Source organism: Pseudomonas sp. TNT2022 ID1044 (genome assembly GCF_028656895.1).
Taxonomy (GTDB): domain Bacteria; phylum Pseudomonadota; class Gammaproteobacteria; order Pseudomonadales; family Pseudomonadaceae; genus Aquipseudomonas; species Aquipseudomonas reinekei.
On sequence record NZ_JAMDHB010000013.1, the window covers coordinates 123,500 to 146,908 of the forward strand.

Consider the following 23,409-nt stretch of genomic DNA (forward strand, 5'->3'; position numbering starts at 1 on the left):
GTCCTCACCTTAAGGGACTGCGGACACGGCAGACAGTTCTAACGATTTATCTTTAGCACAGCGCTACGATTTAGAGCCGTTGGCGACGCATCGCTCAGTTTTCATCCTTCAATTTCAGCAAAGGCTCTTGAAACCGCAGCAGGCGTCCGGCGTTGCCCAACACCAGCAACGTGCTGAGGTTGTGCAGCAACGCTGCAATCATCGCCCCTGCCGCACCCAGCCAGCCGAATGCGGCGAAGGCGACAATGGCCAGCGTCCAGCCCAAACCAATGATCACGTTGACCTGCAACGTCTGTCGGCACTGGCGACTCAAGCGCACGCAGGTCCCGAGGCGTCGCAGGTCGCTGCCGATCAACACGATGTCGGCGGACGCCAGTGCAATGTCCGCCCCGCCAGCCCCCATCGCCACTCCGACCACACCGGCCTTGAGGGCCAGGGAATCGTTGATGCCGTCGCCGACCACCATCGGCCGAAAACCGCTGTCGATTTCCTTGAGCACGCGATTGAGTTTGTCCTCGGGCAACGCTTGCGCCTCAACGTCGCGGATGCCGACATCCCGCGCGAGGGTCTGCGCCACACTGTTGCGGTCACCGGTGAGCAACAGTTGCCGGCCCAGTCCCAGCTCACGCAATTCGCTCAGGGCGAACTTCGCTTCAGGTTTGACGCTGTCTGCGAGTAGCAGCCAGGCGAGAAATTCACCGTTGAGCGCCAGCCCGGCGATCGGTCCGTCATGCTCGGGGACGGCTGAGGTGGTAATGCCCAAAAGAGCGAACAGCTCGGGCCGTCCGAGTGCTGCCTCGCCCTGCTCGGTCATCGCTACGACGCCTAGCCCCTGACGTTCGTGCAGGTCCGAGAGCAGCACAAAGTGCTCCTGCGCCACCAGCCCGGCCAGCGCCCGGCTGACAGGGTGACTGCTGGCGGAACCGAGACTGGCGGCAAGTTTCAGCACATGACTGCGATCCTCCAGCGGGCTATCGATCGATTGCAGGCGCAGGGTGCCGAAGGTCAGGGTACCGGTCTTGTCGACCACCAGTGACGTCAGGTCCGCCAGCTCTTCAAGAAATGCCGAACTGCGGATCAGAATCCCGTGCCGTGCGGCCACAGCCACACCGGCAATTGCCGTCGCCGGCGCCGACAGCACCAGCGCACAAGGACACGCCGCCACCAACACCGCGAGCATCGCCTGGGCATCGTTGGTAACGAACCAGGTCACCGCTGCCAGCAGTAACACCAGCACCATGTAACTACCGGCGTAACGCTCCAGCAATCGCGTGATCGGTGGCTTGGAGCGCTCGGCGTTTTGCATCAGCGCGATCACCTTGCCGAGGGTCGAATCTTGCCCGGTGCGAGTGACCTCAATGCGCAGCAAACCGTCGAGGTTGATTGCCCCGCCAAACACCGACATGCCGATGCCCGCTTCTATCGGTACCGATTCACCGGTAATCGACGCGGTGTCCAGGCTCGCCTGTCCGGACAACACCCGGCCATCCGCCGGCACACGATCACCGGCGCGCACCTCCACCACGTCGCCCGCCTTGAGCGTACCGTTGTCGACTTCGATGATGGCGCCGTCGGCCTGTACTTTGCGCGCGTGACTGCGCGTCAGTTTGCCGAGGGCATGAATGGCTTCCTGCGAACCGATGACGCTGCGCTCTTCCAGCACGTGACCGAAGATCATGATGATTGGCAGCAACGCCGCCGTCAGCAGATCGCCCGTGGCCCAGGCACCGAGCATGGCCAAGGCGATCAACTGATCGGTGATGCCATGCAGGCTCGGATAACGCAGGCTGTACCACGCCGAACGCATTACCGGGACGGCCACCAGCAACGATGCAAAACCCAACAGCAATTGGCTGACACCGGTCTGCTCTGGCGACATCCAGCGCCAGACCAGACCCAGCGCGAGCAAGCCGAGTGCGAGCATCGCCAGGGTCAATTGGCGGGCGGCGCTGCGCTGTTCGGCCGAGGACAACAGGCTGGGTGCAGCAGTTTGCGCAGTCATTGTGCGGCTCCCTGAATGATCAGGCGGGAATCGTCTGTGGGGTTGACCGTGGTCACCGACCCCGCCTGACCGAGAATCTTCGGCATCCGCTCGCGGTAGATCCGCAGCAACATTTGCGGGTCGGTGCCTTGCTGTTGTGCCTTGGCCAGGCTCAATACCGTGGCCGTATCCGCCGACGCTTTCGCCAGCCGTTCACTGGCCTGGGCATGAGCGACTTGCAGCGCGCGGTCGGCCTGTTCGTTGGCCGTCTGAGTCAGTTTTTCGGCTTCAGTGCGCGCGTTCGCCACCGCTTTATCGGCCTGCTGACTGGCGGTGAGCACGGCATTAAAGGCATTCACCGCGGGCCCTGGCAAACTCGACTGGACGTCAACGCGAGCGACTTCGATCCCAAGCCCTTGCCCGGTTGCCGTCAACTCTGCCAAGCGTTGATTGATCCCCTGGACCAGATCACCTCGCAGACGCTCCCGTCGTTCGGCAGCCTGGTTGTCAGCGCCGATCAACTCCGGACGGGCCACCAGAATGGTGTCCAGATCGCGAACAGCGGTCAGCGCGACGGCGCTGCGGGTCACCAGTCGATCCAATGCCGGCAGGACGTGTTCGCCTTGCAGCACGAAGGCATAGGGCTCGGTGACTTTGTAGAAAACCCTTACATCGAGTTGCACCACCCCGGCGTCACCCGTGAGCAAATATCCGGAGCCCGCCAGCGCATCGCTGATCGGCGTGGCGAAACTGGCGACGCGATCAGCCTGCAGTGCCGCGTCGCTGCGCAGCAAATTTTCCACCCGTCGTTCGATGACTCGGTCCGCCGCCGGCAACAAGATCACCTGCTCAAACGGGCGTGGCCAAGCCAACAACAGACCCGCGTTCTGGATGCGATCCAGTGCGCCGAAATGCAAAACCACAGCACGATTTTGCGGATCAATCTGCCGCACATTGGAAAACGCCCAAGCCAAAGCTGCCAGAACCGTCACCGCGTACAACGCAAGAAACGCCAAACGCCCGGCCTGAATCCAGGGGCTGCTCAGTTCATTTGTTCCACGTGGAACCAGACTCATGGTTGCGATCCAGGCTTGGTTTCGAGCGTGGGCGGACCGTCAACCAGCACGCGGAATGGTGCAGCATCGGTGCGCAGGATCAGTTTTGTCCCCGGCGTTACCACGGTGCCCAAGGTATCGAGTGAACGCAGCAGGTTGTAGAGCTGCGGCGACCCGGCGTACGCACGACCGTAAATCTGCGCCGCTTCGACGCGGGACTGCGCCTCAATGTCCGCTGCTTTCACTGTGGCATCGGCTTGCGCGATTCGCGCATCACGTTCTGCAGCCGAGCGAATTTGCGCCGCTTCACGCTTGCCGATAGCGGTGCGCTCGGTGGCAATGGTTTCACGCTCGGCGCGCATGCGATCAACCGTCGCCGTGAGCGTCACCGAAGGCAAGGTCAACCGCTCGATGCCGACTTGCAGCACGCGAACGCCATAGGTGGTAAGCAACTGCTGATCGATTTGCTGGCGCAACTGCGCTTCGAAATCCGCGATGTGCACCTGATTGGCGTCGGTGTTCACCAGGTTAGCCAAGTCGAAACTGCTGGCTGTTGTTTCCAGCGCCGACCCAATGAAGGTCCGAATTTGTCGCGCGGCTTCATCGGGTTGATTCTGCACGGCGCGCATGAAGCGCTGCACATTGTCCGGATCACCCTGCACCTGCCAGGCGACGTACGCCTGAACAATGATGCGCAAGCCATCCCTCGTCCCCACATCCTGCAAACCACTGGACGTGGTTCGCAGCCGCAGATCCACCGGAATCGCCGCTTCGAAAGGTGCAGGCCAGCGCCAGCCGAGACCCGGCTCCAACAAGACCCGCGCCGGATTACCGAAGCGTGTGATCACCGTCGCTTCGCCCGAACGCACCTGCACCAGGCTGGCTGCCGCAACCGCAAACGCAACGAGCAATGCCGCCCAGCCCATTCGCCGCCAGGGAAACGGGCCGGCCTCCTGTGGGTCGCCATGGTGGTGATGGTGATGACCGTGAGGGTGCCCGCCATGGCCGTGATCGTGGCCGGCGTGATCAGCGTGATCGTGAGTATGCGACTGGCTCAATTGGCAGCTCCTGACTGAGCGGTTTTAGGCGGCGCCACAGGGTCAGCCGGCAACGTGAACGTACGGAGGTCGATAGTCGGTGCATGGCTGCTGCCGCCCAGACGATGATCGAGCACCAGCAACCTGGCGTTGGCCAGCCCCTGGGAAAGTTGACCGAGATATTGCTCGAGCACGAAGGCTTGACCGGCACTGGCGTAGGCCTTCTGCTCGGCGCTGAATTTCAGGTCGGCGGCTTGTGCGTTGGCGTTGATTTCCCGTGCACTGGCGGTCGCTTGATCGCGGGCTACGCTGGCCTGCAATTGCGCCTGGTTGGTGGCTTCGGCGGCGGCGCCACGCTCACGGGCAATCAAGGCCTGCACGCCAATTTGCGCCGCTTGCACACCGTGATAAGCATTGGCCGCGCCCGCTGGCGGGTGAATCGCTTCGACCACGGTGGCGAGAATTTCCACGCCGCTGTCGAGTTTTTGCAGATCCGCCTGTACCGCGCGGCCGATCTCTTGCGCCAGCCCTACCCTGTCTTCACCGAGCAAACCATCGAGGGTGCGCGAAGCGAAGTCGTGAACCAGAATCCGGCTGGCCGTACTGCGGATCAGTGTCGGCACGTCAGCGCTGTTATACGTCGCCGCCAATGCCGCCTGATCGCTCAGGCCGATGCGATAGACGAAACGCACGTCCATGTTGATGATCTGGAAGCTCTGCTTGTCGGCGCGGCTGCTGGCGATCACCTGGGATTTGTCGCTCACATGGCTGGCGTCCCACAAGCGGTTGGCCGTGAGCGGTGCCGGACCTTCGGCCGACGCAACCTGTACCGGAGCCGATGCTTCGCCGACGCTGGTGGCCAACTCATGAACCACACCGTTTTCAACATTCAGGACCCGGCCCAAAGGCCAGGGCAAACCCGCGTGCAAGCCAGGACCGAACACCTCCACCGGTTTGCCAAAACGTTCGTAGATCCCGCGGCCTTGCAGCGGGATTTCGTGCAGGCCTGTCAGTGACCAACCGACCATGGCGACAATGGCAAGCACCGGCAAAAACGCCCGGCGCATAAAAGTGAATGCCCAGATTTGCCGCAGATCGATGCCAAAGCGGTTATGCAGTTCGTGCTGCAACGCCAGCAAAGGTTGTGGCGGCCAACGCAGCAGGTCGGCGACAAAACTGCGCGCCAGCAGGGCGGGTTCGACTTGTTCGCGGCGCGGACTGAATAAGGACAGCACCGCACGCAGCAGCAACTCCACGGCGACAAGCCCAGGCAACAGGCCAGTCAGAACCGCCAGCCGCACCGGCCAAACCGACGTTTCACTGCCAAACAGCAAGCACAACGCGCCCAACACCAGGCTGATGATCGCTACTCGAGTCATCTGCGCCAAGGCGGCGGCTTCAGGCCATTGCGCGGGGCTTTCCTGGGCCAGATGACGCTCCAGCACCAACAAACCGAACGCAAGCAGTAACGCCAGAGCAGCGCCAAGGGTGGCCGACAATCCCAGCGCAGCCGCTGGCAACGAGAGGTTCCAGGCGTGTTCGACACAGAGCACAACCAACAACGCCCAACCACCCAGCCACAGTGTTGGCGCACCGATCTGCTTGAGCGTGATCAACCAGCGCTGACTGATTTGCTCCAGCAGCCGTTCATACCAACCCGTCGGCGTGTCGACTTCTTGCGCAACAACCTCCGCTAGCGGGGGATTGATCGCGTGGGCACGCCATTGCGTCACCCACCCGGCAGATTGAAAGCCGGCCACTAACACCAGCAGTGCGGCGCTCTGGTTAAACAGCAACGCCGGCCAAAGCGATTGCGGCGCAAACAGCCCGACAAAAAAACCGCACAGCACGCCGACTGCCGCCAGAACGCCCGAGCCGATCGCGAGTTGACGCAAGCGCCGTCCTTGAACAATCGCCTGCTGAAACCGTGGCAGCCCCGCTACCTCGGGCCCCTCTACCTCTAGGTCGACTTGCATAGCGCTCCAATGGTTTTCTTTGCTCACGTCGAATTTCGTTACCATATAACGAAACCGGTGAAATTTTCGTGCTAATTCGCAGTATCTAAAGATGCTCAACCTGTCGCTTGGCTGAAGCCTTGACCGAAATGCGTCGGAACGCACATATTACGCTCGTAATTTTAATCAAAGACTACGGTTACCCATCCGATCCCTTTCAATCCAGGAGAACATCCATGAGCACTTACGACGTCGTGATACTCGGCGGTGGGCCAGGCGGCTACAACGCAGCGATCCGCGCGGGTCAACTGGGTTTGAAAGCCGCTTGCGTGGAAGGACGTGACACGCTCGGCGGTACGTGCCTGAACGTTGGCTGCATGCCGTCCAAGGCATTGCTGCATGCTTCCGAGCTCTACGACGCAGCCATGGGCGCGGAATTCGCCAACCTGGGGATCGAGGTCAAACCCCGCCTCAATCTCGCGCAGATGATGAAGCAGAAAGATGAAAGCGTGACCGGGCTGACCAAGGGCATCGAGTTTCTCTTTCGCAAAAACAAGGTGGACTGGATCAAAGGCTGGGGCCGTATCGACGGGCCGGGCAAAGTCAGCGTCACCGATGCTGCTGGCGGCAAGACCGAGTTGAGTGCCAAGGACATCATCATCGCCACGGGCTCCGAACCCACGCCCCTGCCCGGCGTCGAGATTGATAACAAACGCATCCTCGACTCCACCGGTGCCCTGTCACTGACAGAAGTGCCAAAGCATCTGGTCGTCATCGGCGCCGGCGTGATCGGGCTGGAGCTGGGTTCGGTATGGCGGCGCCTGGGCGCGCAGGTCACGGTCGTCGAATTTCTCGACCGGATCTGCCCTGGGGTGGATGGTGAAGCTGGCAAAACCCTGCAACGCTCGCTGAGCAAACAAGGGATCAATTTCAAGTTGAGCTCGAAGGTGACGAGCGCAACCACGTCAGCCACGGGCGTGCAGCTCAGCGTCGAACCCGCCGCGGGTGGAACTGGCGAAATGCTCGAAGCCGATTATGTGTTGGTGGCCATCGGACGCCGACCTTATACACAGGGCCTGGGGCTGGAGAACGTGGGTCTCGCCACGGACAAGCGCGGCATGCTCGCCAACAAGGGGCACCGTACCGAAGCCGCCGGCATCTGGGTGATCGGTGACGTGACATCCGGGCCGATGCTCGCACACAAGGCCGAAGACGAAGCCATGGCGTGTGTCGAGCAGATCGTCGGCAAGGCCGGGGAGGTCAATTACGATCTGATCCCCAACGTGATCTACACCAGGCCGGAACTGGCCAGCGTTGGCAAAACCGAAGAGCAATTGAAAGCCGAAGGCCGTGCCTACAAGGTCGGCAAGTTTCCCTTCACCGCCAACAGCCGGGCGAAGATCAATCACGAGACCGAGGGCTTCGCCAAAGTCCTGGCCGATGAACGTACCGACGAAATCCTCGGCGTGCACCTGGTAGGCCCGAGCGTCAGTGAAATGATTGGCGAATATTGCGTGGCCATGGAGTTCAGCGCCTCTGCCGAGGACATCGCCCTGACCTGCCATCCGCATCCGACCCGCTCCGAAGCCTTGCGCCAGGCTGCGATGAATGTGGAGGGGATGGCGACGCAGATGTAACACCAGCAAAAAGATCGCAGCCCCTGTAGGCGCTGCCGCAGGCTGCGATCTTTTCGCTTTAGTCAGGCAAATGCGTCAACGGTAACGGCCCCGGCGCTTTCACCGTATGGATCGCAAAGTTGCTGCGGATATCGCTCACGCCGGGCAACTTCAACAGGCATCCAGTCAGAAAGCGGTCGTAGGCGCGCAAATCCGGCACCACCACTTGCAAGAGAAAATCCGATTCGCCGGATACCAGAAACGCCGAAATCACCTCCGGCAACGCCGTGACCGCCAGGCGAAACGACTCGGCCTGTTCGTCGTTGTGACGTTCAACCTTTACGCCGACAAACACGGTCAACCCAAGACCCGCTTCATCGCGATCGAGGTTCGCCTGATAACCCCGGATCACCCCAGCCTCTTCAAGCATGCGTACCCGACGCAGGCAGGGCGACGCCGACAGGCCGATCTCTTCTGCCAGTTGCACATTAGTGAGGCGACCGTCCCGCTGCAATGCAGCGAGAATCTTGCGGTCGTAAGCGTCCAGTTTCATGGTTTGGCAGATCCCGATGGTCGAATGGTCAGTTATGGACAGATTATGCCAAGACTACCCGTTACAGACGCAAACTACGCAAGCACCTGCCCTGCCCTCGCGCCCTAAACTGGCCCTACCAAATCGACAACGAATGGAGTGCGACATGGAGGGACTCTGGCTGTTTTTCATGGCATTGGCGGTGGTGTATCTGCTGCCCGGTCCCGACATGATCCTGCTGTTCCAGACCGGCGCACGTCAGGGCAAAGGCGCAGCACTCGCCACAGCGGTGGGGTTGGCGGTAGCGCGAGGCTGTCACGTGGTGCTGGCGGCGTTGGGGTTGGCGGCACTGTTCAAAGCGGCGCCCTGGACATTCGACATGGTGCGCCTGGCGGGTGCGGCGTATCTGTTGTGGATCGGCATCCAATGCCTGCGAACCACGATGCTACCGAAATTGACTAGCCATCAACCGATCGAGAAAGCACGCTGGCGCGAAGCGATCCGCCGCGGTCTGTTGACCAACCTGCTCAATCCCAAGGCGCTGCTGTTCTGTTCCGTGTTGCTGCCGCAATTCATCAACCCACAGGCCGGCCCGGTGCTCGCGCAATTTGCGGTCCTGGGCGGCGTGTTGGTTGGCGTCGGTTTACTTTTCGACAGCGCCTACGCCTTGATCGGCGCAGCGCTCGGTCGCTGGTTACAACGCAGTCCATCAGCCCAGCGCCTGCAGCAATGGTTGTTCGGCAGCCTGTTGATCGGTTTCGCTGTACGGCTGACCTTTGTTCAACAGGCTTGAACCTCACTGCACTTTGCGCCGGCGGCGATTGATCAGCAGCAGCGCCGCTGCTGCGACCGCCGCGACGCCACCCAGCTGCAACGGCGTCTTGTATGGCCGCAATGCAGAGCGAGCGGCGTCGGTGATCTGGGTGACATAACGTTTGTCGGCGTTCTCGAAATCCGGATAAGGGCACTGATGGCCAAAATCGGCCGCCCACTCCACAAACGGCCCCTCTTTGACGTAGCGCTGATAGAGCGCACTTTGATCTTCAAGGCTGCTGTTCCACCCGGCCGCCTCACACAGCACAGCGGCAAATGCCTGGCTGGTATGAGGCAAGTGATCCGCCGCGCGATTGGCCAGCTCCGTGGCGACAAACCGGTAGTGATAACGCTGATCAGGTCGGGCTGCGCTGGCTTGCTGACGTTTCACCTCGTCTTCGGCCACCAGCGGCCCGACCTTCAACTCCGTGCTTTCAAGGCTGTAGTTACCACCGAACGTGGCGTAGTCCGGAGCCATTTCATAACCGAGGATATCCATGCCCCACTCACGTGCCGTCCAGGCGGCATTAAACAAGGCAGCAGCGCGACGGGTCGGCCACCAAGCGGCATCGGCCGCCAGACGTTGTTCGCCATACAGCCTGGCCTTGTGGCGCAGCCCGTCGTTATCGAAATAGGCCGGCGCCTCTTCATAATGCCCTTCACGCAACAAACGCCGACCGAGCAAATTGCGCAGGCTCGCCGCCACCGGCAGCGGCACGTAGTTATCACGCTGCTGTTGGGTAAGCGGCGGCGGTGCCGGGACTTGAGTGTCGACGTAGTGCTTGAGTTCTTCGAGGGTCAGGACACGCTCGGCAACCGTCGCCGCGTCGAACCAATAGATACTTTGGCTGCGATAGAGCTGGTCGAACGCCTGCAGGTAATCCCCGCGTTGCAGGGCCAGAATCGCGCTTTCGCCATTCACCCGACATTTGGGCTGTAGCGTTTCATAATCGAAATCCGGCGTCCGGCGATCACCCCACGACTCATTCTGCGGAAAGGCCTGTGCCGCTTTGGCATACGCCGCAGCCGCCGCTGTTTTATCTCCATCACGCAGCGCCAGCTTGGCGCGTAACCACCAGGCCAGCCCGCCGTCGCCAGCCTGTTCAAGGAACGCCTTGGCGCTGGCGTAATCGCCCTGTTGATAATTCACCGCCGCCAGCCGATCCGCGTTGTCGAGACTGCCGCGCGTGCTGTTTTGCAGCGATTTGATCAGCTTCGATTCATTCGCCGGTTGTTCACCGAAGGACCAGCCCAGTCGGCTGATCAACGATGCCGTCACCAACTGCTGCACCGGTTTGTTCTTGAGCAATTCAGCCAGTTCCGCCTCGGGCATTGCTGACAGATCGGCCATCAACACCTTCAACGAGGTGTAGCCCACAGCTGAACCGTGAAGGTTCTGCGTGGCATAAAGTTCGATGGCGCGGCTCCAGTCGCCCGCAGTGCGGGCAACGCGGGCCTCTTCACCGAGACTGGCGACCCCCAGTTCCAACGGGTCACTGAAGCCGTCAATACTCAGCTGCCGGGTTTGCTCGAAGGCCTTGCGCGCTTGCGTCAGCAGGTCGGGGGTCGCGCCCGCCTCCGAGCTCATGGCGAACAGCGTCCGACCCAAGGAATACGCAGCCCAAGTGCTGCGCAACGCCCGTTGATCGGCAGGTAACCCGAGCACTTTCTGAAAGTACTCTGCCGCCAGGCCATGATCATCGACTGCGAATGCCACGGCACCGGCCAGATAAAGTCTGACCTCGGTCGGCAGACTCGCGCCTTGCTCTTCCACCTGGCGAGCATCGGTGAGCCCGCGCAACTGCTTCACCAACGTCTGCTGCTCAGCGGTCAAACCGCTTTGCTCGGCCTGGCTGCGCTGTTCTGCGTATTCAGGATCTTCAATGCTGTAGGCGGTAGCGCTGACATTTTTCAACCCGGGAATGGCATGCCCCAGGCGACTGACTTCAAAGTTGAAGTTGCCTTCCGGCAGTTCCGCCAGCGACTGGCCGCGGTTGTCCAGCAGACGCATGGGAAAATCCGGCCCGCACGCCAACGCCGATCCCAGCGGCAGGCTGAGACTCAGGCAGAGCAGATGACGCGGCCAGTTACGGGTGAACATTCGAAGCTCCTTGATCAATTTTCGAGCAGCGCGCCCAACCGATGGCGCGTTGCCCTCCGGCCGCTATTCGACCGTCACGCAAGCGGATGAAGGTAAGCAGATCGGGGCTCTGTTGCAATGCATAACCGGCCAGCGCATCGGCGCCTTCGCAACCCTGCACCGCCAGCGTCACCCGTTCTGGCCAGGCGTTGTCGAGGTTGCCGTTGTTCTTGATGGCGATGTCATAGAGGCTTTCATCAGCCGAGAGTATCAACGACAACTGACTATCGAGAGCGTCACCTCGGGACACTGCGCGCAGCGTCGTCAGGCTCCAGGCGCGACGGTCATTGATCAATGGCAGGCGAAACCAGATCAGGCCAGCCAGGTGCGCCGGAGGATCATTGCGCAATTGGATTGCAAGCTCACTCAGTTGCTGCGGGTCGGCCAGCAACTCCCGGCGCTCGCCATCACGCTCGAGGCGTACCTCACTCTCCACGATGGGCGCACCGCTGGCGCTCGACAACAACGCCACACCATAGGCCGGCAATGCCAGATAGAAGGGTTTTGCGCTGATGCGACTCCAGGCTTTGGCCCACTGCCGCGCTTGCTCGGGATCAAACAAACCACGACGCGGATCGCTCACCGCGTGCACCTGCAGCACACTGCTGTCGACGGTGGATAACAGCGCCGGTAACTCAGGACTGTCGAGCCAGGCCGGCAACGCCGTGATGCTCAGGGGCAAAGACGCCGGCAACTCCGAGCGTAATTGCGTGAGGAATTCACGGTAGTCGGGTAGCCGGGAGATACCCGCGTCGTGATCGATTTCCACGCCGGCAAGGTTCAGCCCCTGAGCCTGCCAATCGACGATCACCTGCTGAATCTGCACCGCGACCTCATCCTGATTCAACGACTTGAGCTGACCATCAAGGCGAATCACCGCGATCAGCGGACGACCATCACGCTTGAGCAACAGCGGATCGATTCGCGCCCGACTCCAGCCGGCCTGGGGGAAAGCTTGCAGTGCCAGCACACGCAAGGTGGAAAAGTCCGTGCGGCTGTCTGTCAGGGCCGCTTCATGGGCTGGCGTCCATTGTCGTTGCCAGATGTAGAGCTGTTGATCGAGTGCTGGCGTGTCCTTTTGGTCGCAGCCAGCCAGCAGCGCCAACGTTGTCAGCACAATGATCAAGCGAGAGAAAAAAACCATGAAACGCCTATCCCTGAAATGCAGAAAGGGCCAGTCACGGCCCTTTTTCGTTCTGCCTCTACCCTACTCAGCCAATGCTCTGCGAGCAATGCTGGCCTGCCATGGTTCCATCAAATATCCAGCACCAACGGCTGAGGACCCTGGGCAGGAATCGCGCAACAAATCAGCACATGCCCTTCATCCGGAACCTCCGCCGGTGGCAGCGGATAATTCACTTGGCCGCTGATCAGGCGTGTTTTGCAGGTGCCACAGGAGCCGCCACGGCAACTGAATTCCGGATGCAGACCACGGCTTTCCGCCAGTTCCAGGAGACTGCCGCCGTCGGGTTGCCAGCGAGCCTCTTTGGCTGACCGTTGGAATACCACGGGCACAGAAGAAGTGGCTGCTGGCGGTTGCTCGATCACAATGGCGTCAGGGTCAGGCTGACGACGCAAAGTCGAAGGGCCAAAAGTCTCGGCGTGGATCCGTGAATCGCGGATGTCCAGTGCTCGCAGTCCGTCGTACAACGCCTGGGTGAAACTGCCAGGACCGCACACCACGAAATCCACCTGATCAAAGTCTTCAACCTCAAGCAAGTCTTTGAGCACCGCGACATCGATACGTCCGGACAGATCGTAGTCATTGCCTACCTGAGCTCCCGGCTCAGGCTGGCTAAGCAGACGCACAACCTTGACCGCATCACCGGCACTCTCAAGCAAGCGCTGCAACTCTGGACGGAACGGCTGATCGGCGAGCGTACGCGAACTCTGCAAAAACAAGGTTGGGCGGATGCGGCGGGTGCGCAAACCTTGATAAACCACTTCGCGCAGCATCGACAGTAGCGGCGTAATGCCGACGCCTGCGGCCAACAACACCAATGGCCTACGTTCGTGGGGCGCCACGGTGAAATGGCCTTGAGGTGCTCGGGCTTCAAGCAAATCACCGACGCGAATCTGCTCATGCAGATGCGAAGACACTCGCCCGTCACGCTTAACGCTGATACGGAAAAAATCATCCGACGGCGCACTCGACAGGCTGTACGTACGGATATGCACGTCGCCATCAATGTTGAAGCGCAACGGTAGATGCTGGCCGGCTTGAAACAACGGCAACCCTGCACCGTCTGCCGGCTCCATATAGATCGAACGAATGTTGTGGCTCTCAGCTTCAATTCGCACCACACGCAATGGCCGCCATTGATCACCTAAAGCCTTGGCTTCCAGACGTGCCTTGGCTTGGGGCCAGGTGCCTGTCAGCAAACTGGTGGGTGACACACCGTCGAAGCGCCAGCGCAACGCAAGCGCGGCGGGTCGACGCACGACATGTTCCACGTGGAACGTCCAAATCCGTTCAGCACCCTGGAAGGCTTCGACTTCGGGACCTTCGAGAGTAATTTCGGTACGCCCGCTGAGCTGCAACAGATCACCGGAGACGAAATCGATAAATAATAATCCGGCTCGAGGATTAACCAGCAGGTTGCCCAAGGTATTGAAAAACAGGTTGCCGGCGAAGTCCGGAATGGTCAGGCGATCGCCTTCCACGTGAACGAAACCTGACTGGCCGCCACGGTGGGAAACATCCACCGAACGCACACCCTCGACGTCGACGTAGCTGGCGACGAAGAACGTATCTGCCTCGGCGATCATGACTTTGGCCGCGTCATCCAGCTCATTGAAGTGCTGCGCGGGACGCGTTGCCGGATCCGTCAGGGGTACCGAACGGAACTGCCTTAACTGGATGTACTGCGGACAATTACCGTAGGACTGATCCACCGTCACATCAAAACCACTCGCGGACATCCCGCCGATATGGCCATTGATGCGATTGCGACGCCGGGTATGCAGTTCGATACCCAGCAGGCCAATAGCCGAACCGTCACTCAATTGCGCAGGGTCGTCTGCCGCCGGCCGGCTACTGAAATGCAACAACTGAGGCTCAGGCGAATGAACGAAACCCGGTTCACCTTCGAGCAGGCTGGCCCACGGTTTTCCATCCGCATCCACCGCCCCGTACACCATGAACGGCAGCTGCTCATAAAAGCTGCGGTGCTGGTCCGGCATGTGATCGCGAATAACCCTGCGACCAAGCACCTCCATTCTCTCGCTGACCCCGATGCGAGCCTGCATTTCAATTTCGCCAGCATGCCACGGTGAACGTTCCATTACGGCTTCTCCCCTGCGCCAGCGGCACAGCGTGAAGGGCCCGGGTTTCCGGGCGCCAGACGTCAGGCAGTTTTTTGCAGGCCGGCAACAGTACGCGGCATGCCGACAAAACCAGGCAAGGCTTCAACCCGAGCCAACCAGGCGCGGATGTTGGCGTAGTCGTCCAGCGAGACATTGCCTTCCGGTGCATGGGCGATGTAGCTGTAGGCCGCCACGTCAGCGATGGTAGGTTCGCTGCCAGCAAGGTACTGAGTGTTGGCCAATTCTGTATCGACGATCTTCAGCACGCTGTGGGCGTATGGAATCACTTCCTCCGGGTTGTAAGGCGCACCAAACACCGTGATCAACCGCGCTCTGGCTGGACCAAAAGCGATAGGACCCGCAGCGGCCGACAACCAGCGCTGCACCTTAGCGGCACCGACCGGATCGGCAGGCAGCCAACGACCGTTGCCGTATTTTTGCGCCAGATACACCAGGATCGCATTGGAGTCCGCCAACACCACGCCCTGATCATCCAGTACCGGCACCTGACCAAACGCATTCAGCGCCAGAAACTCAGGCTTCTTGTGCTCACCTTTGGCAAGGTCAACAAAAATCAGCTCGGTCGGCAGTTGCAGCAGGGAGAGCATCAGCTCCACACGGTGTGCGTGGCCAGAACGGGGAAAATTGTAGAGTTTGATGGCTTGCATGATCGACTCCGCGCTTGAGTGGTGTTGTTCAGGGAGATCAGCACCGTTGGGGAAGCCATCTTCCATCACTCACCAAAACAACAGAATAACCAGCAAACGCAATCAATTATTTCATCCAGCGCAATAACGCGTCAGCTAAAAGGCCGGATGCTCCCTCAACGCTGTGACGGTGAAATCGACAAAACTGCGAACTCGCGCCGCAGCCTTGCGCCCCCCCTGATACACCACATGGATTGGCAAGGGCGGCATTTCGAAATCCGCCAGGACAATTTCCAACTCGCCGGCCGCGACCTTGCTCGCTACCTGGTAAGACAAAACCCGGGTGTAACCCAAACCCAGACAAGCCGCAGCAATCGCCGCCTGATTCGCCGTGACCACCAACCGTGGGTCGGTGCGCACGGTGATGGGCTCGCCCCCGTCCAGAAACGGCCAGCTTCTCAATTGGCCGGTAGCAGATGTGGCGATCAGCGGTTGTTGAGCGAGCTCTTGTGGATGGGTTGGCCGCCCGTGTTCAGCCAGAAACGCTGGTGATACGCAAACCACTCTGCGCACTTCGCCTACACGGATCGCGTGCTGATTACTGTCGGGAAGTTCACCGATGCGCACCGCCACATCAATGCCCTCCTCCACCACGCTCACAATCCGGTCAACCAACAGCGCATTGATCGTGACATCCGGGAATTGTGTAAGAAAACTCACCATCAACGGTGTGACGAAGAGCTCACCAAATAACACCGGCGCCGTAACCGTCAGTTGCCCACGGGGCTGGGCATGACTGCCAGCCGCCGAGTCTTCGGCTTCCTGCACCTCAGCAAGAATTCTCCGACAGTCTTCGAGGTAACGCTGACCCGCTTCGCTCAAATGCACGCTGCGCGTAGTACGCGTGAGCAAAGGCGTACCGATACGTTTCTCAAGCGCCGCCACCGCTCGGGTGACACTGGCCGCCGACAGCCCCAAACGCCGCGCCGCCGCCGAAAACCCCTGGTCCTGGGCGACGGCGGTGAAGACCTGCATTTCCTGGAAGCGGTCCATGGCGTGTCCTCGATTCAGATAAAAAAATCGCAACCCGTGGGCTGCGATTTTTAAGGTGGTTACCAACAACATAGTTTGACACAGCCCCTCTCGTAAATCGGGGCCTGTAGGATGATCCGGGATCCACACGACAGCAACATAGACTGACACAGACGGGTCGCACTTCAAATACGGGGCTCGATTGGTAACAACATAGATTGACACAACAGCGAGAGCGTTCATTCAGGCCGAAATATTATGTGAGCGCGACCGGTCACTCACCTGTGCGGAAATAGTCTTTTTTCAGCACAGGCTCAGTGCGATGTCTAAATCCGTGTGCAACCTTCGACCAGTCCCCATCAGCACATAAACTGTGTTTTTTGTTCGAAATAAGCAGTCATGGGTGAAGGAAACACCCAGCGTTGTTCGGACCCAATCACCAGGCGGGAAGCGGCCTTTACTGTCTTGGATAACGGTCAAAGCGTAAACGAGAGCAGGAATTAGCTGTCTATCCGTAATGGCTTTTCGCTGACGTGTTGGAATGTCGAGATCCAATATTGCCCAATCAGCAACAAGACAATAGGCATGGGAAGGAAAATGCAGACTGGCGAGGGCCACAGCATCTGAGGTGGTGAGTTGGCACCCATCTATTTTCTCACCCGCAGAAAGCACTGAGACAAAATCTGCCAGATTCATCTGTACCTCCGGCCGATCAAAAAAACGATTCGAACGAGACGCATCAATCAGCTTAGCTCCCATCGACACACGAGGTTCCGATGCCGAAGACTGGGCCATTTCACAGCTGGTCCGTCTTCTCCCCTCATCCCACTGAACGGGATGATTTCTATCTAGCTGTCACCGGATAAAGTGGGTTTTCGCCAGTACCCAGCTATGCCATTGCCGTGCGTGAACCCTACCTAGCGGTAGGTGCCGATGTGGGTTAAACCTAGTGCTTCATGGATGCCCGTGCATGTCGTATTCGGCAAGGCGACGCCGGTATAGGCGCATGAAATCCATGTTACTCAAGGAGCGGTAGAAGCCGTTTGGCTGCGGCTGAATCAAAATGACATGCCCTCAGACACTTGAATCAGCATTTCTTCGACTAGATGTGTGCCAAAGGTTGTAGTGACCATCGCCGATGGGCTTTCTCCCAAAAAACGGGCTTTGGGTTTGGAAAGCCATTGTTTGGCCTTCCCTTTGTCACCGAAGATCACCTCGGCCATGGCGGTAATATGTGCAAACCGGAACAGGCGATCGCTCTCATGCAACGTTAAAAGCTGATTGGCTGACAGTTTTGTTTTGAGCGTTTTGGGTTGAATGATTCTGTCGCGTTCTTCGTCGCTGAGGGTTCCATCATCACAAAGCATTTTGATCAGGCTGACCGAGAAGCCAGCTACTATCATGTCGTGAATGTCCAGATCCGAAGCATTGACAGAGATATGAAGAAGCGTCTCCAGACGCATGCGGTAAGCATGATAGACATCCTGACGCAGGACGCCAGCAAACATGGGCCGCACTGATGTTGCGTTGCACACGGGCGTCAGGACTAATGTGCCATTCACTACCGTTAGCTCCAGGTCGTCCCCAACACCTAACCTCATTTGGTCAAGCAACTCTTGAGGCAGATCAATGATGATGTCGCCAGTACCGTCCTCAGTTTTCTGGCATTTTACTATCCAGCGCTCAGTTTCACTCATGATCGTCCGGCCCTCATCCGCCATCAGAGAATGACACACATCATTATGCTTGGGCCCAGAGCTGACCAAAGGAACGCGCAATCCGCTGGTAGACAGGCACTGCCGCTGCTCGAACGCCGGATAGCGAGTGAAACAGCAAAAAATGGGGCAATGGCTATACCTGCCTTTCCACCTTCACATGGCTAAGAGCCTGAGCGTGATCAGGTAACTACACGAAAGGATATGACATGCACCCTGATGAGCTTTATGTTTCCGTCGACGTCGAGACTTCTGGGCCTATACCAGGCGAATACAGTCTGCTTTCCATTGGAGCCTGTCTTGTAGCCCAACCTGTAACGTCCATCTATCTTGAACTACGACCTGACAGTCCAAAACACGACCCGGAAGCACTGGCAGTATCGGGGCTGAGTCTGGAGAAGCTGGAGCGCGAGGGCCTCGCTCCGCAACAGGCGATGCTGACATTTGATCAATGGCTGAAATCGTCCTGCCAACCGGGGCAAAAGGTCATTTTCGTAGGACTCAATGCACCGTTTGACTGGTCATTCGTCAATTACTACTTCCACAAATACCTGGAAACCAACCCCTTTGGTTTTACCGCTATCGACATGAAGGCCTACTTTATGGGCGCTGTAGGTTGCAGCTGGCAGGAAACAAAATCATCCAAAATGACCGCTGCGCTGAAGCCACTCAGCGAACCGAACCATAACGCATTGGATGATGCCCGCTTTCAGGCAGAGCTCTTCGCACTAATGCTAGCGGGTAAAGGTAAACGCTGACCTACCTTCCACCGCACTGACTCGAAGCTCATCTGATACAGGTTGCCTCAACATATCTGCCGTCCCTGAACGACCACGCCTTGATACCTTCTGGTTTTTCGGACTTGCCGACAATAACGGCTATTGGGTGCGGCAGATCCTGCGTGTAACGTGCAGCAAATTTGGAGAAACTTCCGATGTCTGCCGGAGAGATCACCGGAACGGATTGGGGATGCGTATGCCAATAGCCCACCAGACGTAACCCTTGTTCGTTGGCAGCCTGGATTTCCTGACGGCACCGCTCCGCATCCAACTCTAGCCAAGACCAGCCTGACCGATCGGCGCGATGAGGCAACGTGGCCAAGGCCAGCAGCAACCCTTTCGGATCAACCGGGTTGACAAATAACTGTCCCCCTCGCTCCACGCCAAAAAGGCCCTGCCGATGACTATCCAAGATGTCCGCGACAGCTTGGGACACCAATAGCTCGGAATTCACCTCCGGCCATCGCCAGCGCCATGCGATATCCGTCATACCGTTTCGTCCTTATCTTCCGGCCATCCGCGCTCGAGTAAGATTTGCTGCGCTCCCTCTGGCAGTTTGGGACCATGGTATTGGCCTCCTAGGCTCAGAACATCTTCAGGCCTGTAGATACTGCTGACCCAAGATGCAGTGGCGATGTTGCCGGTCAATGCGCGTAAGGCCGTGTGCGACACCATAGAGGCGATATTGGTCATTCCCAGCGAGCCGCCTGGGATAAAGCTCTCGCCACACGCGGGCAGTGGAACAACACCGCCTCCCGGCCACTCTGTAAATCTATGCAGAAAATCGCCGACGTCCGTGAACAACTGACGGCCATCAAAGGTGCCGGCTGGTGCGAATAGCGCATGGCCTACCTGGGTATACGGTTCGCTCCAGGCTTGTAAAAGCCCCCAAGGAGCGCCGCTTGATTTGGCTCGCCATACAGTGACCTCCGACTGCCAGTCTGCTGTCGTGATCACCACCAGATCTGCGTTATCAAACACTTCTGGTTTGCTGCTCATCACCACTTCGGCAAAAGTCGCATAAGCGGTGCATTCTGTCGTCGGAAGATCTAACAGAATCTTGTCCCTCAACGCGGAGGCTTTCAGTCTACCTAGGCTATCCGCTCCCAGAACGTGCCTCCCCAGATTGGCTGACACCAAAGTGTCAGGATCGATGAGGGTAAGGTGGCCGACACCGGATCGTGCCAATTGTATTGCCACCGCACTGCCTAACGAGCCAACGCCAACACAAACGACTCGAGCATTTTCAAGGTGCTGTGCAGTACCGCTTATATCGCGGGACAGAATGGACGCTCGATCAAGCACGTCCAGGGCAGTTGCTCGGACGAGCGCCGGAGGATGTGCATTTGCGATAGCTGGCCGACGGCGCGCTGTACGCAAGCCAAACTTTGCCCCCCGCTCCTGCTGTACGCCGAGCGAGCGCACATTGAGGCAATATGTTGGAGCATCTGCCCCTCCTGGAAGCTCCAGAACAATCCATCGACTCGCCAACGTTCCATGCAGCTCAAACCATGCCAGCAATTGCTCGGCATCGTCTGGTTGAAGGTGTGGCGTGAGCCACAGCAATAAATCTTCCGGATCCGGGGTGCGGATATCCGGATAAGTCTGAAGCTTGACGTAAAAACCGGGAGTTTCGGCCGCGCGAATGACAGCGGAGCGCCCGACAACCCGTCGGTAATGCCCTTTGAGTGCAGCTACGTTCGATGCTAACCAAACCGTTTCCTGACCGGATGGCATAACCCGGCGCGGATCGCTGAGAGCAAACAACTGCGAGGCGGCCTGAGGGCGATCCAACAGTAAGAGGTTCTGGAATGACTGACCGTGCTGAAAAGACCAGTAGGTAGTGATCTCATTCTGAAATTCGATATCGCGCGTTGCCTGGTTTGATCCCATCTTGGACAACGAAACGATCTGGGCCAAGCGAGCAAGGCTGTCCTCTACCACGACCTCCGGGGAGCCCATAATGGGGCGCTCCTGAAAGCCATGAAGGCAAAGCCCCGACTTGGTGGCATGCGGCCAAACCAGCCATGGAGAGGGTTCGACGTTCAGCCGCAAGAGTCCACGGGGAAAGTTGGAGGGGAAACCTATACGCAGTCGGCGCTCCTGCCCCGTGTAATCGGTGGGCAAGGGGAAGTGAAAGCACGCCGCTTCGTCAGCCCGCGTGGGTGCGGGCTGGAGCAATGCATCGGCAGCATCCTGACCTAGGGTGTTTCGCAGTGCGGCGATTCCGCGCTGCAATGGCGTCTTAATAGGATCAGCCAAGGCGTCCAACTGGCTTTACGCTCGACTGAGAGGTTCCGCCACCGCTGGCCCCTCCGAAGAGCGAACCCATCGAAGCAGAGTTTCGAGTAGTGCCATCCGGTCGGCCGGGCATCGTCCAGTTCGCAGGGATCTCATTGTTCACTGCCGTAATGAATGCCGGTGCAATACCGAAATTCTTTTTCACTGCCTCGGCAAAGGAATCGTTGGATTCAAAACTTTCCAAACCCAATGAAACAGATTCACTGGCGTCCGCATGCCATTTGGCAAATGCTTGGCGATAGCCTTGCCCCTCGCCCGGTCGATTCCACTTCTCTGCAAAGTTTTCGCCGTTATCGGCAGGATTGTAGACATAGCAGTCGCTACCTCTCTGCGCGATGTGCTGCGGCATCCTGCGAACGATTTCCAAAATTGCATCGAGCGGAGCCAGAGGCTTCGACTGCGACTCCTTTACGACATCCAGGTATGCGTGCGTGGCCAGGGTGGTGATGACCGCAGATATTGGGCGAGTATCAGCGCTCCTTGTCTTGATGGCCCATTCATCGCGATGCCGCTTGAGCAGCTTAATGGTCGCACGCAGGGGATCTTGATCGATGTAATCCTGATAATGCGGTAAAGGATCTTGTGTCGCGGCATCAAGCATCCGCTGGCTTTTGGCAACTACCAAGCTTTCCAGAGAGATTTCTTGGGCAGAAGCAACCTGCAACCAATTCGAGTAAGGGATAGGGCTGCTTGCTTTCCACCCTGTGACCCGATCCGGAACCTCCAGCTTACCTTCGCCGTTTGCTTCGCCATTTCCGTTGATCGCGCGGGCAGGCGTGACATCGATGTGGAAACCTGGATTTTCGTCGGCATAAACGATCCGGATGCCACGACGTAATTGCTTAACTTCTTCTTGAACGCGGGAGCCTTCCCTAAAACGCTGCTCAATCGCTTCTAGAACTTCCTTTGCACCAGCGCCCTGAGCGTGAGGAAGCCAAATAATCGCGTCCGCATCAATGGTGTCCAGATCCGCAGGCGCGCCGGGGATTGGCTTGATGGTCGTCTTCAGCCGCATCGAGCCTTGAACGAAAATATGGGCCTCAGCGAGCAGCGGGTTGTCGGAAGCCGAGAGGATTTTTTCCAGTTGGGAGTAGCGGTCATTGATTTTTTCGTACTGCGCTTCCGACAGCGAGATTTCCCGCGCGGCGCGAAGCAGAAAATATTCCCAACTGCTGCGCTTGGTCTGTTCGTTGCTCAAAAGCATTACATAGCCTCCTGGGCCACTGGACCCAATTGCAGTGTTTGCGTAAACCGATCTTGGTTTTCTTTGTCCCGATCGAAGATCAGGTATGTATGTTGATGCTGTGTTGTGAGCAACGCGCCAAACTCGATGGCTAATGCCGCAGGAATGGCGGCGAAGACGTGGATAGGGTCAGGAGTCAGAGCCTCAAGCTGGCTCAGTCGTATTTGAAGTGCGTCGCGAAAGGCATGAATCACCCGACGGTTCTGTACCATCGCGTAGCTTGGTTCTGGGATCGACAGCTCTGCAATACGTGCACCGGGTAGAGCGTCGGTCACGTCGCGAACTGGAACTTGCGCAGAAATGGAGAGCACCAACGCCAGTGGGCCATCGCCGTTGGGTGGAGGCGTAAACAGAAAACTAGGCGGCTCAGCAGACTGATCGGGCCAGCGCAAAAGATGCTCGCGGTGAAAAGAGAAGATCAAGCGTTTGGAACGGTCGCCGATACTCTGGCCCAACATCATCAAGGCCGGAATGTCGGCCAAGCCGACTACTGCTAGCGCGGGCGAATCGCCATAAGTGCCGCCGCGACGCTTGAGTTGCTGCTCCAGCTCATACTGGACGCTGTCTTTGACGTTCTGCCAATAGGTAGTGTCCCTGCCACGTGGTCCGGGTGCAGCGAAGGCGATTTTGATGCCTTGATCGAAGGCGGTTAATCCCTCGGCGGACATCGCAGTCAACAGATCGCGAACGGGGATATCGTTGATCGTCTGAAAATGCTGACTCTGGACGATGAGAGGAATAGCTCTGCCACCATCGGGGGTCGTTGCGGCGAGTCGGATGCGTTCCAGGTACGCTTGGTGTAAACCACTCAAATCATTTTCAGGATACCCATCTGCGTCACGATCAATTTTGTCATGACAACCTGGGCACAGGAGCATCAGATTAGCGGTATCGTTTGTGTGCGCCTCAGCATCATGATCCGCGCGTCCCCGAGGGCCTTTGGGACTGGCGGGCAGGATATGCGCCACTTCGCCCCATTTCATTGGCTTGCCGGCACGATAATCGAACGTCAGATCCGTGCCGCACAGTTCACAATGACCAGCGGTCTGTGTCCATACGATCCGCTTCGTCTCATCATTTGTGTTGAAGCGCCCGCTTGCGGGCTTAGCGTCTTCTTGTTCTGCCATTCCGACCTACCCCCGAGAAACATCCATGATTGAAAACGATGATGGCAAGATAAGATCATATTAGGGTCATTTGCCTCGATTTCAAGAGAGATCTAAGGGTGACGAATGCTGAGTCGGCTATAAGCAGGAT

At 58.5% G+C, this 23,409-nt stretch carries 19 protein-coding genes; 3 read left to right on the forward strand and 16 right to left on the reverse strand.

The genetic code is table 11. From position 1 onward, the window contains the following. Window positions 1-94: 94 nt before the first annotated feature. From M5G20_RS17685 to hflK (M5G20_RS17700), 4 genes are read right to left on the reverse strand one after another with little or no spacing between them, the layout of a single operon-like run. Complete coding sequence (locus M5G20_RS17685) at window positions 95-2,002, reverse strand: cation-translocating P-type ATPase (RefSeq protein WP_273920152.1); 1,908 nt, start codon at window positions 2,000-2,002, stop codon at window positions 95-97. After that, a complete protein-coding gene (gene hflK / locus M5G20_RS17690; protein ID WP_273920153.1) occupies window positions 1,999-3,057 on the reverse strand; it encodes a protease modulator HflK in 1,059 nt (352 codons plus the stop codon). Before hflK (M5G20_RS17690) ends, M5G20_RS17685 begins: the two co-directional genes overlap by 4 nt. Continuing rightward, a complete protein-coding gene (gene hflC / locus M5G20_RS17695; protein WP_273920155.1) occupies window positions 3,054-4,094 on the reverse strand; it encodes a protease modulator HflC in 1,041 nt (346 codons plus the stop codon). Before hflC ends, hflK (M5G20_RS17690) begins: the two co-directional genes overlap by 4 nt. Then, window positions 4,091-6,049: a protease modulator HflK gene (hflK, locus tag M5G20_RS17700; RefSeq protein ID WP_273920156.1), complete on the reverse strand. Its 1,959-nt coding sequence runs from the start codon at window positions 6,047-6,049 to the stop codon at window positions 4,091-4,093. Before hflK (M5G20_RS17700) ends, hflC begins: the two co-directional genes overlap by 4 nt. A 215-nt stretch (window positions 6,050-6,264) precedes the next feature. On the opposite strand from hflK (M5G20_RS17700), the gene lpdA reads away from it, so the two are divergent. Then, a complete protein-coding gene (lpdA, locus tag M5G20_RS17705; RefSeq protein ID WP_273920157.1) occupies window positions 6,265-7,665 on the forward strand; it encodes a dihydrolipoyl dehydrogenase in 1,401 nt (466 codons plus the stop codon). Between the two features lie 58 nt (window positions 7,666-7,723). On the opposite strand, the gene M5G20_RS17710 is transcribed toward lpdA, so the two are convergent. Beyond that, complete coding sequence (locus M5G20_RS17710) at window positions 7,724-8,197, reverse strand: Lrp/AsnC family transcriptional regulator (RefSeq protein ID WP_075947018.1); 474 nt, start codon at window positions 8,195-8,197, stop codon at window positions 7,724-7,726. Between the two features lie 145 nt (window positions 8,198-8,342). Between M5G20_RS17710 and M5G20_RS17715 the strand changes: the two genes are divergently transcribed. Beyond that, on the forward strand, window positions 8,343-8,969 hold the full coding sequence (locus tag M5G20_RS17715) for a LysE family translocator (RefSeq protein WP_273920158.1): 627 nt from the start codon (window positions 8,343-8,345) through the stop codon (window positions 8,967-8,969). Window positions 8,970-8,972: 3 nt separating this feature from the next. Here M5G20_RS17715 and M5G20_RS17720 read toward each other — a convergent pair whose 3' ends face one another. The 7 genes from M5G20_RS17720 to M5G20_RS17755 form a co-directional block, all read right to left on the reverse strand. Continuing rightward, a complete protein-coding gene (locus M5G20_RS17720) occupies window positions 8,973-11,090 on the reverse strand; it encodes a hypothetical protein (RefSeq protein ID WP_273920159.1) in 2,118 nt (705 codons plus the stop codon). Continuing rightward, window positions 11,077-12,273, reverse strand: a complete 1,197-nt coding sequence (locus M5G20_RS17725) for a DUF3142 domain-containing protein (protein WP_273920160.1) — start codon at window positions 12,271-12,273, stop codon at window positions 11,077-11,079. Before M5G20_RS17725 ends, M5G20_RS17720 begins: the two co-directional genes overlap by 14 nt. A gap of 110 nt (window positions 12,274-12,383) precedes the next feature. After that, on the reverse strand, window positions 12,384-14,414 hold the full coding sequence (locus M5G20_RS17730) for a 2Fe-2S iron-sulfur cluster-binding protein (protein ID WP_273920161.1): 2,031 nt from the start codon (window positions 14,412-14,414) through the stop codon (window positions 12,384-12,386). Between the two features lie 62 nt (window positions 14,415-14,476). Continuing rightward, on the reverse strand, window positions 14,477-15,103 hold the full coding sequence (locus tag M5G20_RS17735; RefSeq protein WP_273920163.1) for a glutathione S-transferase family protein: 627 nt from the start codon (window positions 15,101-15,103) through the stop codon (window positions 14,477-14,479). A 135-nt stretch (window positions 15,104-15,238) separates the two neighbouring features. Further along, window positions 15,239-16,135: a LysR family transcriptional regulator gene (locus M5G20_RS17740; RefSeq protein WP_150735899.1), complete on the reverse strand. Its 897-nt coding sequence runs from the start codon at window positions 16,133-16,135 to the stop codon at window positions 15,239-15,241. Between the two features lie 282 nt (window positions 16,136-16,417). Continuing rightward, entirely contained in the window at window positions 16,418-16,810 is a 393-nt protein-coding gene (locus tag M5G20_RS17745) for a DUF6957 family protein (RefSeq protein ID WP_074059250.1), read from the reverse strand. A gap of 362 nt (window positions 16,811-17,172) precedes the next feature. Further along, window positions 17,173-17,811: an antitoxin Xre/MbcA/ParS toxin-binding domain-containing protein gene (locus tag M5G20_RS17755; protein WP_228758830.1), complete on the reverse strand. Its 639-nt coding sequence runs from the start codon at window positions 17,809-17,811 to the stop codon at window positions 17,173-17,175. A gap of 227 nt (window positions 17,812-18,038) precedes the next feature. On the opposite strand from M5G20_RS17755, the gene M5G20_RS17760 reads away from it, so the two are divergent. Continuing rightward, window positions 18,039-18,587: a 3'-5' exonuclease gene (locus M5G20_RS17760; protein ID WP_017341626.1), complete on the forward strand. Its 549-nt coding sequence runs from the start codon at window positions 18,039-18,041 to the stop codon at window positions 18,585-18,587. Window positions 18,588-18,615: 28 nt separating this feature from the next. Here M5G20_RS17760 and M5G20_RS17765 read toward each other — a convergent pair whose 3' ends face one another. The 4 genes from M5G20_RS17765 to M5G20_RS17780 are packed head-to-tail and all read right to left on the reverse strand — an operon-like array spanning window position 18,616 to window position 23,279. Further along, the gene (locus M5G20_RS17765; protein ID WP_017341627.1) at window positions 18,616-19,098 is read right to left on the reverse strand and encodes a Mov34/MPN/PAD-1 family protein; all 483 of its coding nucleotides are present in this window, start codon (window positions 19,096-19,098) and stop codon (window positions 18,616-18,618) included. Further along, window positions 19,095-20,879 (reverse strand): HesA/MoeB/ThiF family protein, encoded by a 1,785-nt coding sequence (locus M5G20_RS17770; RefSeq protein ID WP_031319187.1) that lies wholly within the window; start codon window positions 20,877-20,879, stop codon window positions 19,095-19,097. The genes M5G20_RS17765 and M5G20_RS17770 overlap by 4 nt, the downstream gene beginning before the upstream one ends. After that, the gene (locus M5G20_RS17775) at window positions 20,863-22,113 is read right to left on the reverse strand and encodes a nucleotidyltransferase domain-containing protein (RefSeq protein WP_273920165.1); all 1,251 of its coding nucleotides are present in this window, start codon (window positions 22,111-22,113) and stop codon (window positions 20,863-20,865) included. The genes M5G20_RS17770 and M5G20_RS17775 overlap by 17 nt, the downstream gene beginning before the upstream one ends. Continuing rightward, window positions 22,113-23,279 (reverse strand): SAVED domain-containing protein, encoded by a 1,167-nt coding sequence (locus tag M5G20_RS17780; RefSeq protein ID WP_019821280.1) that lies wholly within the window; start codon window positions 23,277-23,279, stop codon window positions 22,113-22,115. Before M5G20_RS17780 ends, M5G20_RS17775 begins: the two co-directional genes overlap by 1 nt. Window positions 23,280-23,409: the final 130 nt, after the last annotated feature.

Bases quoted from the DNA above. Each gene is read 5' to 3' on its own strand.
- M5G20_RS17685 (WP_273920152.1), bottom strand. From the start codon at position 2,002: ATGACTGCGCAAACTGCTGCACCCAGCCTGTTGTCCTCGGCCGAACAG.
- hflK (WP_273920153.1), bottom strand. From the start codon at position 3,057: ATGAGTCTGGTTCCACGTGGAACAAATGAACTGAGCAGCCCCTGGATT.
- hflK (WP_273920156.1), bottom strand. From the start codon at position 6,049: ATGCAAGTCGACCTAGAGGTAGAGGGGCCCGAGGTAGCGGGGCTGCCA.
- lpdA (WP_273920157.1), top strand. From the start codon at position 6,265: ATGAGCACTTACGACGTCGTGATACTCGGCGGTGGGCCAGGCGGCTAC.
- M5G20_RS17710 (WP_075947018.1), bottom strand. From the start codon at position 8,197: ATGAAACTGGACGCTTACGACCGCAAGATTCTCGCTGCATTGCAGCGG.
- M5G20_RS17715 (WP_273920158.1), top strand. From the start codon at position 8,343: ATGGAGGGACTCTGGCTGTTTTTCATGGCATTGGCGGTGGTGTATCTG.
- M5G20_RS17720 (WP_273920159.1), bottom strand. From the start codon at position 11,090: ATGTTCACCCGTAACTGGCCGCGTCATCTGCTCTGCCTGAGTCTCAGC.
- M5G20_RS17725 (WP_273920160.1), bottom strand. From the start codon at position 12,273: ATGGTTTTTTTCTCTCGCTTGATCATTGTGCTGACAACGTTGGCGCTG.
- M5G20_RS17730 (WP_273920161.1), bottom strand. From the start codon at position 14,414: ATGGAACGTTCACCGTGGCATGCTGGCGAAATTGAAATGCAGGCTCGC.
- M5G20_RS17735 (WP_273920163.1), bottom strand. From the start codon at position 15,103: ATGCAAGCCATCAAACTCTACAATTTTCCCCGTTCTGGCCACGCACAC.
- M5G20_RS17740 (WP_150735899.1), bottom strand. From the start codon at position 16,135: ATGGACCGCTTCCAGGAAATGCAGGTCTTCACCGCCGTCGCCCAGGAC.
- M5G20_RS17745 (WP_074059250.1), bottom strand. From the start codon at position 16,810: ATGAATCTGGCAGATTTTGTCTCAGTGCTTTCTGCGGGTGAGAAAATA.
- M5G20_RS17755 (WP_228758830.1), bottom strand. From the start codon at position 17,811: ATGAGTGAAACTGAGCGCTGGATAGTAAAATGCCAGAAAACTGAGGAC.
- M5G20_RS17760 (WP_017341626.1), top strand. From the start codon at position 18,039: ATGCACCCTGATGAGCTTTATGTTTCCGTCGACGTCGAGACTTCTGGG.
- M5G20_RS17765 (WP_017341627.1), bottom strand. From the start codon at position 19,098: ATGACGGATATCGCATGGCGCTGGCGATGGCCGGAGGTGAATTCCGAG.
- M5G20_RS17775 (WP_273920165.1), bottom strand. From the start codon at position 22,113: ATGCTTTTGAGCAACGAACAGACCAAGCGCAGCAGTTGGGAATATTTT.
- M5G20_RS17780 (WP_019821280.1), bottom strand. From the start codon at position 23,279: ATGGCAGAACAAGAAGACGCTAAGCCCGCAAGCGGGCGCTTCAACACA.